A 16,723-nucleotide genomic window follows, 5' to 3' on the forward strand; every position below is an offset into this window, starting at 1 on the left:
GTGCTCGCAAAATTCCGTTTTGCACAGTCTCCTTAGGTGCTGAAAAAACAAAAGCGGCAGCTCCCATCTCCAGGAACTGCCGCTTTCTATTTTCAAGGTCAAATCATCCAACGATCAAACCAGCAAACTATTAATCCACTACAATCATCTGCTTGGTCGCTGTATGATTGTCCGTCGTTACCGTGTAACTCAGTACGCCCGTAGCACCTTGGATCATCTCCTTGGTCAAGTTGATCGTATTGTAACCAGCAGCGTAATCACCTTTGATGATCGTCAGTACCCGTCCGCTGGCGTCGTTGATCGTTACTGTTACCGTTGCATCCTCTGGCAGGCCTGCCTGAACGGCAGGCAGGTTAAACCCAATCAGGGTTGCCGCTGCAAAAGGGTTCGGCGTGTTCTGGTACAATTCAAACTCCGCAGCAGCATTCCAACCATTGGTGAATTCAATCCCCAGGTCAAACACCTGTTCTCCCCTCTCAGGGGAGATGTCCGTAAGGACAGAAGGGTAAGCCTCCGCAGCCGTATAACGGCTAGAGATGCTCAGCGCTTCTCGCAGGGGCTGGTCTTCACTTGCTCGTAGTACCAGGCTGAATAGGACATCGGTTGTAGTACCGCCACCGTTGTGATTCCAGCTCATGGTGATGGTGCCTTCGTCTACGAAACGCAGGCCGAAGTTTTCTGCTTGTGCCTGTCCGTATTCGATGTCCACCAGTTCTACTCCACTTAGTTGTAGGGTACCCTGGTAGCCTTCGATCTGGCTGAGGTTCTCCGCCGTCATGGCTACGGTGTAGGTATTGCCTGCCTTCAGGTCAATGTCTTCCGCTTGGAGGTGGAAGATGCCCTTCAAGGTACGATCATCGCCGGCCAAAGCATTGGCTTGGGCACTGCCGTTCACATCACCGATCTTCACACCCACGAAGTCCGCATCCAGCACATCTCCCGGGAGATTGTTCTCGTTGATCAACTCTGGGAAGGTTTCGAACCAGGGGTTCGTACTTTCCGGGAACTCGTAGTTCGCATCCACAAAGCGCCAGCTCGTATTGTTGGGGAACGCCGTGATCACGTTAAGGATCAGCTTACGAATCTGGATCAAATCCAGCGTCGTAATCGTTCCACTACGGTTGGCATCCGCCGCAATGCGCTTGTAAGGCCCAACGAGTGGCTCCACGTTGAGGATGTGCTTGGAGATCTTCACGATATCGAAGGTCGTCACTCCGTTCAGCGGGTTGGCATTCAGGTACGGTGTTACTGAGTAGTCACCTCCCAGTGCCAGGTTGCTGAAGCTGTAGGTACCATTCGTATTCGTGGTCATCGTAGCGGTCATGCCGCCATTGATGCTCACTTCCACGCCTTCTACCGCTTCGTTACCTTCCGTCATGATGATACCTGCAATCGTGCCGGTTTCATCACCGCTACACGTAGCGTGCAGTTGTACCAGGACATAAGTCTCACAGTAGTCGTAGTTGCCTTCTTCGTCAAAGGCGTACACGTAAACCACCGTAGTCTGCTCATCCGCATCCGTCAGTACCAATCCAATATCATCGGGGCTTGGGACAAAGTTTGGATCAGCTTCCACATCCGCTGCGCGGTAGATCGCATACTTCGTCACCCGTGGCAGACCGCCGAAGAGTTCAGGTCCCTGACCTGTACAGTCACTGATTGGGGAACCTTCAAAGTCCGCTGCCCAGATCGCCATCGCACAACCTTCACCCTCAGGTGTTGGCATCAGCGTTACCGTCAGGCCGTTGATACAAACTGGGGCAGGGCCTTTGCAGTCGATCACATCGAAGACGATGGTCTCGCTGGTCTGGTTGCCACAGCCATCCTCAAACAGGATGCGTACCGCGTGGTAGATGTTATCGCCCATCGCCGAGGTAATGATCGGGAACGTTCCTGTGAACAGGTAAGTGCCGTCACCATTGCTGGTGATATTGCTCAGTACGTTGGCATCAGCTACAAACTCGTTCGACTTGATGTCACCGTCGCCGTTAGCGTCTACGGCGAAGGCATCCAGCTGGGCAGATACGATGTTGACCACCAGCACACCGTCCAGGTCAAACAGTTCACACTCATCAGCTACGCTGAATGGAATGCTGACTGCTTCCTGACAATCACCGTCGTCATCACCAAACTGACCAGGCAACAGGTTAGGACAGTTGGCTGTTGGGCCACCGTATTCGCCTACAGTTACGACTGGGGCCGTGGTGTCGTACACCTTCACGTATTGCGTGTAGATGTAGCGACCGTAGTTTGGCAGTTGTGGGCTATCACAATCCGATAAGTTAGAGTCTCCATCGCGGTCATTGTGACGACGATCAATACATAATCCATCGGTACTGTTGTAGCTTACTACCGGACGCTCATTACCTTCTACGGCACGGTCAATCGGCAGCGCCTCACCGTCATCTTCCGTCATACGAGGAAGTACGTAGCCAGTGTATTCGCCATCCCACACGCACCAGTTGATGACATCGTAGGTGATCGAGTACTTGTAGCATGCATCGCCGTTGGCGGTAAAGAAGACCGGATCGCCGATGTTCACACTCAGCACATCACAACCAGCGGTGGTGGTGATGATCGTCGGTACTTCCGGATCGCCACAGTCAGCGGCCACATCTTCAGGGAAGTCGATGGTAAAGTCGTGGACTTCCGTGATCGTGATCAGCTGGCTACAACTGTTCGTCGAGCGGAACACTTCGTTGATGTCGATCGCACCGTTGCCATTGGCATCGCCCTCGGGGCGCAGCTGCCAGGCTTCGAAACGACGCGTGATGGTTCCCCAGCCACAGTCGTTCACCTGGATGTTTGGCGTGCGCTCTACGATGGTATCCACCGCACAGTTGTCCGTACCCGTAGCACCGCCGAAGATCGAGCTCATCATGATCGAGGTCGCAGCGAAGTCTTCGTCGTAAGCCGTCTGGATGTCTCCAGGGAAGGCCAGCGGAAGGTCGTTGCAGCTCAGATTCACTGGTGCTGGTGCGTAGCAGTAAGGGTTCAGTTTATCTTCAGGTACGATGGTCATCCAGCAGATGTTCTGGTTGCCAGACTCGTCCGTTACCCGTAGTTCAATCGTAATTTCGTTGTTGATATCGCAGCAGTAGAAGTCGACATACTCTCCCCATGGGCTCCAGCGGTTTTCGCTAGGATCACAGGTTTCGTTGCGCCAGTAGTTACGGCGGACTTCCAGCGTTACTTCCCCACAGTTGTCCGAAGAACCTTCGTCGACCGCGGTGGCAAAGATGCGCGCGATACCTTCGATACCGTTGAGCACATCACCACCACCGATGGATACGTTGAGGTCGTCGTCACAGCTGGCGGTAGGTTCGATCTCGTCGCGGATGATCAGCGTGTATTCCTCGCAGGTCTCGTTGCCACAAGCATCTTCCGCACAAAGGATCAGCGTGTGGGTACCTACGGGTACACCTACCACATCGTTATCGGCGATGTTACCGCCAGCGAAGAAGCTCTCACCGTTGGCCAGGATGGTGTAGGTTGTCGTATGTACATCTGAACAGCCGTTGCCATCGGTGATCGTTGGCGTCGGGATCAGGACGTTCGCTACACAGCTCAAGGGAGAGGTAGAGATCGTCAGCGTTGGGGCTACACCGGTCAATACGGGGCCGGTGAAGTCACCGACTTTGATCAGCTGGTTCAGCGTACCAGAGCCTCCGGGGTTACACCAGTCGATGATGTTCCACTCGCGACGCAGCTTGTAAGTGCCTTCACACACCGTAATCCTTGGCTCATCCGAGTAAGACGCGCCGATGTTGCAGTAGATCTGATCCAGATCGTAGAAGCCAAAGGCTGTACGTATCCACGGATAACCAGAGGTGGATGGGTGTGGGTTGCCATTGGCATCCGTGGCATAGTCTTCATCACATTCAATCGGCACCACAAACGGAGGGAATACAATGTCTCCAATTGTAGGCTTGCGGAAGGTGATCACCTGGTCACAAGTTACGGTGCGTGGTGCGCCGATACATACGCCGTCGTAGCGATCGGCTACCGTGAACGTACGCGTAATGCGCTCGTCGCCACAGTCACCATCACTGTCGGTAACATCCGACAAGGTCACCAGTACGGGGCCACAGTTGTCGCTAACTACCGGGAAACCAGTCAGGTTCACCTTGGCGATGAAGGCGTTCAAAGCAGCCGTGCTTCCACCGAAGAAGGTGTTGCGCGTAGCCGTGAAGTCAAGTGTACCATCTGCACTGGCAATCCAGCTTTGAGGCGTCTCAAAGTGGATGAAGTCGATGTCGTTACAGACCAGGTCACGAGTTTGGGTTAATGCTACTGGCGTGAAGTCTGCACCCGTTACACCGGTGTTGTTGTCCGAATAGATCGTAACCGTCCAGTCGCCGAATTGAGTTGTCAACCAGTTCGTCAGCACCAGCGTATAGCTTGTGTTCGGCTGTAAAGGCAAGCTCAAACGAAGGGTAGGATCAAAGGGGTTGCCACCAGGGACGAAACCATCATCGGAGGAACCGAGGATATTCTCACAAGGTGACGCAGGATCGAAACCACCCTGGAACAGGAACAAGCTTCCATCGCCCCAATCCGTATCCACCAGGAAGGTATACACATCAACCGGTAGTGCAAAGTCTGGCGTCGTGAACGTAATCACATCGTAGTTGTGTACGCCGTCGGCCAGGAAGCCCTGGTTCAAACAGCTGTTGTCGTTGAAGTTCAAGGTAGCATCAGCTGCATTCAGGTTACCGCTTGCCTGGTGAGCTTCGTAATCCATCGTCACACTGCTCGTGTTGGCAGGGCAGGTAACAACAGGATCGGTCTTGTCTTCGGCGAAGAGACTGCCCCAACAGGTGTAGACGATTTCTCCGTCTTCGATCAGCTCGATCATGTAGGTGTGCTCACCACAGCCAACCGCCTGATCAGAATCCAAACCATCGACCATCAGGTTGTAGCTGTCGATACAGTCGTCGAAGCCCGTCACTACCATGTCAGGGGTGATGGTTGCGGCACAGTTAGCACCCAGCGTCACGTTCAAATCAGCAATACAGCCAAATTCGAAAGGAACAGCAGCATCGTCGATTTCTACAATAGCGGTACAAACATCGCTGTTACCAGCACAGTCCGTGACCGTCAGTTCTACCTCCGTGCCGCCAATCGCTCCGATGGTTAGATCGATGTCTGAACAATCGAAGAAGGTCTGGTCGACCATGTAGGTAAAGTCCACATCACAGTTGTCTGAAGAACCAGCAGCGATCGCATCAATATCGGCTTGCGTCAGCGTGTACTGACCGCTGGCAGATAAGAAGATACGGATGGTGTTGCACACGGGCTCGGGAGCAGTAGTGTCTTCTACCGTGATCACTTGTACGTGACTATTCGGATTACCACAATCATCTTCCACGGTCCAGGTACGGGTAATGGTCATTTCCTGAGGACAAGCACCAGGGGTAATTACCTCGTTGAAACCTACCGTCAGGTTTCCAGTAATGGTTTGGGTAGCGTTCAAGCTGCCAGGTGACTCGGCATTCGGACCACTCCAGGTGAAATCTGTCATATTGAAACCAGTGCCACTCAATTCGAGTGACTCACCAATTTCGCCGGGTTCAGATACGCCAACATCCGTACTGGTCATTCCAGCTGCGGGACCATCAACAGCGGTAAAGCTGCCTTCCCAACTTAAGAATTCCAGAATGGTGCCTGTAGATATTTGCACCAATGCAAATCCGTCTGGAGAGCCGTTCATCAGGCCGGGGATCAGGAAGGACAATGCACCAAGGCCACTGCCTTCGTTGTCGATCACACCACCCAACATGTAAATCTGATCCAGCAGGCCATTGGCACCATTGTACAGTACCAACTCGTAGTCCATCAAGTCAAGGCCAGCAACACCAGCTACTTCGATGAACTCGCCTTCGTCGGTACCGACGTTGTCGTAGTGGATTTCGTTGATCCACAGCAGTGGGTCAATGCCACTGACATCACAGTTGTCCGTTGCGGTAAGAACCGCTGGAGCCGGAACGGTCTCATCACATTCAAGGGTAAGATCACCCGGGAGGGCTTCCACGAAGGTGGGAGCCGTATTGTCTTCTACCATGATGGTCTGTACGTGCTCGGTATCGTTGCCACAGCCGTCGGTTGCCGTCCAGGTCCGGGTCAGGGTATACTCGTTGGCACAAGTGCCGTCGGTGCGTACTTCGGTAAATTCAACCAGCACATTGCTGACCATGTTGCAATCCGAAAGTTCAAAGGTCTGTCCTGTGTTGATCGTGCCGGGAGACTCAGCTGCCGGGCCACCCCAGGTAAAGTCACCCGCCGGGCAACCCGAGCCAGTGAGTTGGAGCGACTGGCCAATGGGGGTATTACCAGCTTCTGTGCCGATATCCGTACTCATCATGCCATCGGCAGGGCCGCCCACGGCGGTAAAGCTGCCTTCATAGCTGAGGAATTCTACCACCGCACCGCCGCAAACCAGAGCGACACCATCGGGGGGACCGTTTTGTAAGCCGTTGGTAGGATAAGAGAAGGATACAGCACCAAAGCCTGCGCCTTCATCATCAATAGTTCCAGCGAGGGTCATCGGGCTATTGTAAGTCATGCCATTCGAACCATTGTACAGCACCAGCTGGCAATCGCTCAAATCCGTGCCAGCCGTACCAGCAACTTCGATGAACTCGCCCACATCACCACCATCATTATCGTAGTGAATTTCGTTGATAAACAAGACCGCTTCGCTGCTCGTGCAGTTGTCGGTTGCTGTCAGCACTGCCGCAGCAGGGACGGCGTCACATTCAACGGTCATATCCATGGGCAGTGCTTCCACAAAGACCGGATCTTCGGTATCCACGGTGAAGGTGAAGGTTTGGGTGCATTGATCCATCTGGCCACGGTCGTCCGTAATGGTGTACGTCCGTGTTACGGTGCGCATACAACCGACATCACTGATCACATCGTTAGCCGTTAAGGTCAATGGGAAACAAGGATCCGCGGATACAGTAGGTAGCGCAGGATCTGGATTAGGATCACCGTCCACGTTGTAGGTCGTCGCAGCATCAGGAACCACAGGGTTACAACCTGCAGGTAAGCCAAAGTTGTTGGCCGGGCAAGTAAGTACCGGAGCATTACAGATGATCACTTCAATGACTTGCGTCACTTCTTGTACACAACCAGGTGCAGCGGGGGTAATACCTCCATCGGGAGAAATACCTCCATTACCATCGGCCGCACCATCAAAGGTCATCACGACAATGTGGTCACCTTCGGTGTAAGCTGCGGGATCGAATTGTGTCTGTGGGATGCCATCAACAGTAAAGGTCACCATATCGGCACCGTTGCCATTGGTATCCGTTGCGCCAAAGGTAATGATCGGATCATCGTCTTGGATAGTAGATGGCAAGGCTGGATCAAATACCGGGTTGGGGTATTGACAGGTGTTACTGATGGTGAAGGTGGTATTGGCAGGATTGCCTACAGCAAATGGACCTTCAATCATCAGCGTGTAGCCTTGTGCATCTACGTGCACGAAGGGTATTTCGTAAGTTCCAAGACCCACATTGTAGGTCAGTGTTACCGAGCCATCGCCAGGGACAGCAACACCTGCACTTTGCGTACCTACTGGTGGAACATTGTAAGCATCAAAGGCACCTGTAGCACCTACCACCGTCCAGCTTTGGCCGGAAGGTAACATGCCACTGGCATTCGCAATAGAGACCAGTTCCGAGAACTGGCCATCATCGCCACCTGTTCCCGCATCAAGATCAATGATCGTCGCATTGTCCAGACATGCACAAGGGTCAACAATTTCGAATTCACAGGCAAATACGACCACATCATCGCTAGCACTAGCACTACAACCATTCCCATCGACATAATCATAAGTAATCGTATGCGTGCCTGCACCAGCCACAGCGGGATCAAAACTATAGGTCATGCCGTTACCATCGTCCGTTACGCCAGGGCCACTGTAAACGCCACCTGCACCAGCAGGCGTGCCACCACCAAGGCCAGCTTGTACGCCAGCATCAAGACAGAGGTCGGCAGGCGCAGTAAACGTCACCGTTGGTAAGGCAAACACTTCAATATCGTCACTAATGATCATTCCGGCAGAGCAACCATTTGGATCAGTGTAATCATAGGTGATGGTGTGTGTGCCAACACCTGCGGCGGCGGGGTCGAAGCTGTAGGTCATGCCGTTGCCATCATCTGTTACGCCAGGACCACTGTAAACACCGCCTTCAGGGTTTCCGTCACCTAGACCTGCTTGTACTCCTGCATCTATACACAAATCAGCAGGTGCAGTAAACATCACTGTTGGTAAAGCAAACACTTCAATATCATCATTGGCACTGCTGCTACAGCCGTTACCGTCCGTATAGGTATAAGTAAGTGTATGCATGCCCACACCGGCAGCGGCGGGATCAAAACTGTAGGTCATGCCGTTGCCATCATCCGTTACGCCAGGGCCACTGTAAATGCCACCTGCACCAGCAGGCATGCCGCCACCGAGACCAGCTTGTACGCCAGCATCAAGACAGAGGTCAGCAGGCGCAGTAAACGTTACTATTGGTAAGGCAAACACTTCAATGTCATCACTGGTACTACTGCTACAGCCATTACCGTCCGTGTAAGTATAAGTTAGCGTATGCGTACCCACGCCTGCAGCGGCAGGATCAAAACTATAGGTCATGCCGTTACCATCGTCGGTTACGCCAGGACCACTGTAAACACCACCTGCACCAGCAGGCATGCCGCTACCTAGACCTGTTTGTACTCCCGCATCTATACATAAATCAGCAGGCGCAGTAAACGTCACCGTTGGTAAGGCAAAGACTTCAATATCGTCACTAATGATCATTCCAGCAGAGCAACCATTTGGATCAGTGTAATCATAGGTAATGGTGTGTGTGCCCACACCTGCGGCAGCGGGGTCGAAGCTGTAGGTCATGCCGTTGCCATCATCTGTTACGCCAGGACCACTGTAAACACCGCCTTCAGGGTTTCCGTCACCTAGACCTGCTTGTACTCCTGCATCTATACACAAATCAGCAGGTGCAGTAAACATCACTGTTGGTAAAGCAAACACTTCAATATCATCATTGGCACTGCTGCTACAGCCGTTACCGTCCGTGTAGGTATAAGTAAGTGTATGCATGCCCACACCGGCAGCGGCGGGATCAAAACTGTAGGTCATGCCGTTGCCATCATCCGTTACGCCAGGGCCACTGTAAACGCCACCTGCACCAGCAGGTATGCCGCCACCTAGACCAGCTTGTACTCCTGCATCTATACACAAATCAGCAGGTGCAGTAAACGTCACTATTGGTAAGGCAAAGACTTCAATGTCATCACTGGTACTACTGCTACAGCCATTACCGTCCGTGTAAGTATAAGTTAGCGTATGCGTACCCACGCCTGCAGCGGCAGGATCAAAACTGTAAGTCATGCCGTTGCCATCGTCGGTTACGCCAGGACCACTGTAAACACCACCTGCACCAGCAGGCATGCCGCTACCTAGACCTGTTTGTACTCCCGCATCTATACATAAATCAGCAGGCGCAGTAAACGTCACCGTTGGTAAGGCTAACACTTCAATATCGTCACTAATGATCATTCCGGCAGAGCAACCATTAGGGTCAGTGTAATTATAGGTAATGGTGTGCGTACCTATACCGGCAGCGGCGGGATCAAAACTGTAGGTCATGCCGTTGCCATCATCCGTTACGCCAGGACCACTGTAAACACCGCCTGCGGGGCTTCCGCCACCTAGACCAGCTTGTACGCCAGCATCAAGACAGAGGTCAGCAGGTGCAGTAAACGCCACTGTTGGTAAACCAAATACTTCAATATCATCACTGGCGCTATTGCTACAACCATTTGTATTGGTGTAGGTGTAAGTCAAGGTATGCGTGCCTACACCTGCTGCAGCAGGATCAAAGCTGTAAGTCATGCCGTTGCCATTATCGGTAACGCCAGGACCACTGTAAACACCTAGTGTACCCGTAGCCTGCACAGGTGAGCCTCCAGAGAGATTTACTTGCATACCCGCATCGACACACAGATCAGCAGGTGCAGTAAAGGTAACAACAGGTAAGGCAAAGACTTCAATGTCGTCACTGGCGCTAGACGTACAGCCGTTCCCATCAGTATAAGAATAAGTAATAGTGTGCGTACCAACACCCGCCATCACAGGATCGAAGCTGTAGGTTATGCCGTTACCATCATCCGTTACGCCAGGACCACTGTAAACGCCGCCCGTACCCGCAGGCGTACCACCTCCGAGACCAGTCTGCACGCCAGCATCAATACACAGATCAGCAGGTGCAGTAAAGCTAACAACAGGTAAGGCAAAGACTTCAATGTCGTCACTGGCGCTATTGCTACAACCATTTGTATTGGTGTAGGTGTAAGTCAAGGTATGTGTTCCTACGCCCGCAGCAGCAGGATCAAAGTTGTAAGTCATGCCGTTGCCACCATCGGTAACACCAGGACCACTGTAAACACCTAGTGTACCCGAAGCTTGTGTGGGTAAGCCACCAGAGAGATTTACTTGCATCCCGGCATCAACACATAGATCAGCAGGTGCTGTAAAAGCAACTACTGGTAAGGCAAAGACTTCAATGTCGTCACTGGCACTATTGCTACAACCATTTGTATTGGTGTAGGTGTAAGTCAAGGTATGTATCCCTACGCCCGCAGCAGCAGGATCAAAGCTGTAAGTCATGCCGTTGCCATTGTCGGTAACACCAGCACCACTGTAAACACCTAGCGTACCCGTAGCCTGCACAGGTGAGCCTCCAGAGAGATTTACTTGCATACCAGCATCAACACACAGATCAGCAGGTGCAGTAAAGCTGACAGCAGGTAAGGCAAAGACAACTATGTTATCGCTAGCGCTCGCAGAACAGTTATTCCCATTGGTGTAAGTATAAGTAATGGTATGTGTATCCACACCAGCAGCAGTTGGATCAAAACTATAGGTCAAGCCGTTACCATCGTCGGTAACACCGGGGCCACTATAGACGCCACCTGCACCAGCAGGCATACCGCCACCTAGACCTGCTTGTACTCCCGCATCTATACATAGATCAGCAGGCGCAGTAAACGTCACTGTTGGTAAACCAAACACTTCAATATCATCACTGGCACTGCTACTACAGCCGTTACCGTCCGTGTAAGTATAAGTTAGCGTATGCGTACCCACACCAGCAGTAGCAGGATCAAAACTGTAAGTCATGCCGTTGCCACCATCGGTAACACCCGGACCACTATAAACACCAAGTGTACCCGAAGCTTGTGTGGGTAAGCCTCCAGAGAGATTTACTTGCATACCAGCATCAACACATAGATCAGCAGGTGCAGTAAAGCTGACAGCAGGTAAGGCAAAGACAACTATGTTATCGCTAGCGCTCGCAGAACAGTTATTCCCATTAGTGTAGGTATAAGTCAGCGTATGTGTTCCAACACCCGCCGCAGCAGGATCAAAGCTGTAAGTCATGCCGTTGCCATTGTCGGTAACGCCAGGACCACTGTAAACACCTAGCGTACCCGTAGCCTGCACAGGTGAGCCTCCAGAGAGATTTACTTGCATACCAGCATCAACACACAGATCAGCAGGTGCAGTAAAGCTGACAGCAGGTAAGGCAAAGACAACTATGTTATCGCTAGCGCTCGCAGAACAGTTATTCCCATTGGTGTAAGTATAAGTAATGGTATGGGTGCCAACGCCCGCCATCACAGGATCGAAGCTGTAGGTCATGCCGTTGCCATCATCCGTTACGCCAGGACCACTGTAAACGCCGCCCGTACCCGCAGGCGTACCACCTCCGAGACCAGTCTGCACGCCAGCATCAATACACAGATCAGCAGGTGCAGTAAAGCTGACGGTTGGTGAAGCAAACACTTCAATATCGTCACTGGCACTACTGCTGCAGCCGTTACCGTCCGTGTAAGTATAAGTTAGCGTATGCGTGCCCACACCTGCCGTTGCAGGATCAAAGCTGTAAGTCATACCGTTGCCACCATCGGTAACACCCGGACCACTGTAAACACCAAGTGTACCCGTGGCTTGTGAGGGTGAACCACCGGAGAGGCTTACTTGCATACCCGCATCGACACACAGATCAGCAGGTGCAGTAAAGGTGACTGTTGGTAAAGGAAGGACTTCTACATCGTCACTGGCACTCGAACTACAACCATTACCATCCGTAAAGGCATAGGTAATTGTAGCGGTACCGGCACCCGCAGCTGTTGGATCAAAGTCGTAGGTATTATTTCCGTTATCGGTAACACCGGGGCCGCTGTAGGTGCCACCTACAGGGGAACCGCCACCAAGGCCAGCCTGCAGACCAGCATCAAGACACAAGTCGGCAGGAGCAGTGAAGGTGACTATTGGTATGGCAAATACTTCAATATCATCACTGGCGCTGTCAAAACAGCCATCTGCTTGTGTGTAGGTGTAAGTGATCGTATGCGTACCTACCCCTGCTGCCGCAGGATCAAAGCTATAAGTCAGGCCATTGCCATCATCGGTTACACCAGGGCCGCTATAGACTCCCATATCGCCGACAGCTGTTCCTTCGGCAGGCATGCCACTGCCAAGACCATTCTGCACACCAGCATTGATACACAAATCAGCGGGGGCGGTGAAAGTGACCGTAGGGACTGAGCAAGGATTATATGTAATCGTCACTTCATCAAATGTTGCCGCACACGGGCCGTTGGTGATCGTCCACCTTAATATATTATCACCAGGACTTAGGCCTGTTACTGTAGTAGTTGGATTATTGGCGTTATCAAAACTACCTGATCCCCCAACCACGGTCCACGTTCCGGCACCATAGGTGGGCGCATTAGCAGCCAGGATGGTGGAGTTAACCATGATGTTTTGGTCTGGTCCGGCAAGAGCTATTGATGGGTTATGGTAGACCCGAACATCTTGGGTTGTGGTACAGTAACCAAAGCTGTAAGTAATCGTATAAATCTCACTACTCCCAGCAGGAGTAGGTGCAGTAAAGGTAGTCCCTGATACGCCGGTACCGCTAAAAGTCCCTTGATTTCCAGATCCAGCAAGCGGTGTAATCGCAGTCCGAACAGGTACCGCTGTGAGGGCTCTGGTTTCTCCCTCACACATATTTGCGCTAGAAGATGTAATACTGAGGTTATTATTTTGTCGAACACGTACGGTTATCGACTGACTACCACCTGATTGACAATTGTATTGCCGCACATCAACTCTGGTATAATCCGTAAAAGTGGGCACAAAATTGACCGAAGCAGCAGTCCCGACACACACCGAACCATTATCATCATTATAGGCAAAGGGGCCAGAGGTTAAGGTGCCTTCAAAACAACCGATTTGGGTATCAATCCCGGCACCACAGGTCTGAATCGTATAGCAACCTCCAGCTAGAACTGGCATGCGAAAATATTCACCGGGGCCATAGTTCGGAACTTCTGTATAACCCCCGCAGCCCTGATCGGGAAGAATTTCGCCATAGTAAAAATTGCTCCGGGTACAAAAAGCCCCAGATTGTGTGTTACCACTGCACTGCCCCCAGCTTTCTGTAGGGGTGGCGAAGCTAACTACTAACAGTAGAAAGAGGGTGCTGAAAACGCACGAGGAGGTCGCCGTTAAAGGTGTAGAGTTACTATTCATGGAATTACAATAATGGGTTTACAAATAAGTGGCCAGTAGTTTGCAATGAAAAAACTCGCTATGCATAATGCTCTGTCAACTTAAAATATTGATAGACCACTGGCTTTCCAACAAACTTACGAATGAGGGAAATTGTAAATCAGCATTGGGATTATTAATAAAAACAAATACCTAGTAAAGGTAGTTAAATATCTGCTAATTAGTGTAATCCCTTCCTGCTGAAGAGTCAAGATTAACATATTCAGCGTAATTTTTGGGTTTATTGCAGCATCCGAAGGTAGGGCTCAGCCAAGTCAGGTCGGTTTATTTGTTGGTAACAATAGATGATCTTTTGGATGAGGACTCTATCGTTTGAAGATTGCTGCAAAGCCTGAATAAAATAAATAGCCGCTTCGGTGTAATCATTATTTCCAGCATACACATTCCCTATATTGGTCAATAAATCGACAGCATTAGGCCATCGCTCTAATGCTAAGAAAGACACCTCTAGTCCTTCCTCTATATTTCCCCTTTTAAAAAACAATGTGGATAGGTTCAAATATGCTTCCTGTAGATCTGGCTCATCAGCAATCGCTGCCCGGTATGCAGCAATCGCCAAATCCCACTCTCCTTTCAATTCATGGATCATTCCTAATTGAAAGTTCACCTGTGGGTTATACAGATCAATAGCTGCCGACTTTTCCGTGGCTAATTGTGCTTCTTCGTATTGTCCTAACTTCATGAGCGTCGTGCCCAAATCAAAATAAGCGTAAGGAAAATCAGGATAGATAGTTACACAAGCTTTCCAATAAGTAGCAGCCTCGTCTAACAACCGGTTTTGTTGCTGGACATCACTGGTTTGCGAAACTTTTTTAAGCAGCTCTGAGGCCAACAACTGGTTCGCTTTTGCGGATTGAGTCAGATAAGTAATATCATGCTTGAATAAAGTCAAAGCATCTTTCCAATGGCGATTCCGCTGAACAACATAGCCCCCTGCACCAATCACTAAAAGCAATAGCAATACGGCAATTAAGCGCTGCAAATTAATCACTTCGGTCAGCTTCCATTTCCCTATACCCCATTCAAAAAGTCGTACGACAACCAGTACAAAACCTAGTGAACCAATGTATATAAAACGTTCACCCACGATACCTGGTAAAGGAATGATATAATTCGAGAACAGGGCAAGACTAAATAGTAACAAAATCCCACCCCATACAATCCAAGGGTCTCGCGGGATCGCGAAAAAAACCAACAGTCCTATACTCAGCAAAAGGAGCACAGCGATCCAGGGTTTTCCGTCCGCCTCATCGGCAATCGGAATCATATTATACCCATAGTAAAATCGCAAAGGTGTTGGCCAGGTCAGCAATTGCAGGTATTGCTTCGTTATATTTAGCGAAGTCGCCAGACGCTTGTTCTGATCTAGGTAAGGCAGTGGATTTTCAGAAAACTCTAGTGCCCGTCCCACGCGATCATCTATTTTTTCTGGCGTTTGCATTGCTTCAACGGTCAGCCCCTGGTCTACCATTGTTACGGCTGGCACTGACTGCACGGAGAGAAGCCGTACCAATCCGACAGCAACAATCAACCCCGCAGAAAGGGGAAATGCCCGGGCTTTCAAATTCGGACGATGATATAGTCCTAAAAAACCGGCACTTATTAAGAATAAGACTGCAGATTTATAATCTTGGCTAAAGCCTAAAACAATGGCCAATATCACACACCCAGCTATCGCCCAATTCCCCGCATTGTTTATTCTTTGGGAGGTTCCCAGCCACAACAGCAGAGCAGCAAAGAGAGGGATAATTAATCTCTCCGCGTACCCTACCCGCGCGAAATAAACCCCAATGAGAATTAACCAGCAGCCATAAGTCCACCACATTTTCTTAGGCTGAGCTTCCCTGGAAAATAAGAAAAACAGACCGTATAAACTACCAAGTATTAGCAGGTAATAATATCCATTTTTGACAATCAGTATGGCTAATACTACATGAACCCCTAGTAACACCCATTTAATGCCTTCTTTTTTCGAAAAGATCACTACACTTACACCCATGGTCACCCACAGTGAAATCATCGCATCAGGATCAAATGGAAACATTAACCACCATATCACACTAAGCGCCATTAGCACCAAAAACAAAAAATGAAGCGTAGTGTAGTGCTTCTCCTTATCCCCTAAACTCAGTTTTCCGTTTTGATCTTTACTCAAAAAAGGCTGGAGATGTTGAACAAAAAGAACAGCTAAGGGGGCGAAAAAAATACCGGCCCCAGCGAGTACCATTGTAAAAGGAGTTAGCGTAGGTAATAGCACCAAGCTTACTACGGTCAAGGGGAGAGAAAGTAAGGCAACTTCTTTCCAGTTGGTTTTCCGAAAAAGAATCAGACTTAGCGGAATCATTATCGCAAACAGCAAACCGCTTAATTTTGCCAACAACCCAAGGGTAAAAACACCTACCCCTAATGCATACCACGCCCAGCTACGCTGCTGGTCTTTTCCATAAACCACTAAATAACTGGCCAGCAAACCGAATAAAAGAGCGAGCAACTCATCCCGGTTCTTGATGCTGTTGACCACTTCAGAATGAATAGGATGGATCAAAAACAATAGGCTTACAATACCAGGAAACCACAATTTACGGTTCCCTCTTTCTGGCATAAAAAGTCGCAATAAGAAAAACAAAAGGACTGCCGTGAGACCGTAAAGAAGCACATTGATCGTATGGCTTACCAAGGCTTGTTCACCAAATAAACTGTGCTCTATCGCAAAACTACTGCTTACGACCGGGCGATAATCAAAAGCATATCCCGCTTCATCAAAATAATACGGGCTCTTAAATATCCGGGGTATCGCAGCTACTCCCTGACTCGTTAAAGGGTGGTTTTGGGTAACCAGTGTATCATCTAAGTTGTAATCATTATAGAGGGTGTTGCCATAAAAAACCCAGGACAAAACCAATAGCAGAAAAGTGATCATCCACATCCCTTTATTGTTCCAACTGGCAGCTGTTTTTCCTCTTGATTTGCTCACAACCCTAGGTAATTAATGTATCAACTCACAAATAAAACCATGAATATACGATGACAATAATAATTCGGAAATCAAATATGAAATAGATG

General features: G+C 50.2%; 2 protein-coding genes. Both read right to left on the bottom strand.

Annotated elements, in window-relative coordinates:
• Positions 1 to 130 precede the first annotated feature (130 nt).
• Positions 131 to 13,384 (bottom strand): hypothetical protein, encoded by a 13,254-nt coding sequence (locus AB0L18_RS22045; RefSeq protein WP_367389489.1) that lies wholly within the window; start codon positions 13,382 to 13,384, stop codon positions 131 to 133.
• A 496-nt stretch (positions 13,385 to 13,880) separates the two neighbouring features.
• Complete coding sequence (locus AB0L18_RS22050; RefSeq protein ID WP_367389490.1) at positions 13,881 to 16,580, bottom strand: tetratricopeptide repeat protein; 2,700 nt, start codon at positions 16,578 to 16,580, stop codon at positions 13,881 to 13,883.
• Positions 16,581 to 16,723: the final 143 nt, after the last annotated feature.

This window comes from Lewinella sp. LCG006 (assembly GCF_040784935.1).
In the GTDB taxonomy this organism is placed as follows: domain Bacteria; phylum Bacteroidota; class Bacteroidia; order Chitinophagales; family Saprospiraceae; genus Lewinella.

Bases quoted from the DNA above. Each gene is read 5' to 3' on its own strand.
- AB0L18_RS22045 (WP_367389489.1), bottom strand. From the start codon at position 13,384: ATGCCAGTTCTAGCTGGAGGTTGCTATACGATTCAGACCTGTGGTGCC.
- AB0L18_RS22050 (WP_367389490.1), bottom strand. From the start codon at position 16,580: ATGATCACTTTTCTGCTATTGGTTTTGTCCTGGGTTTTTTATGGCAAC.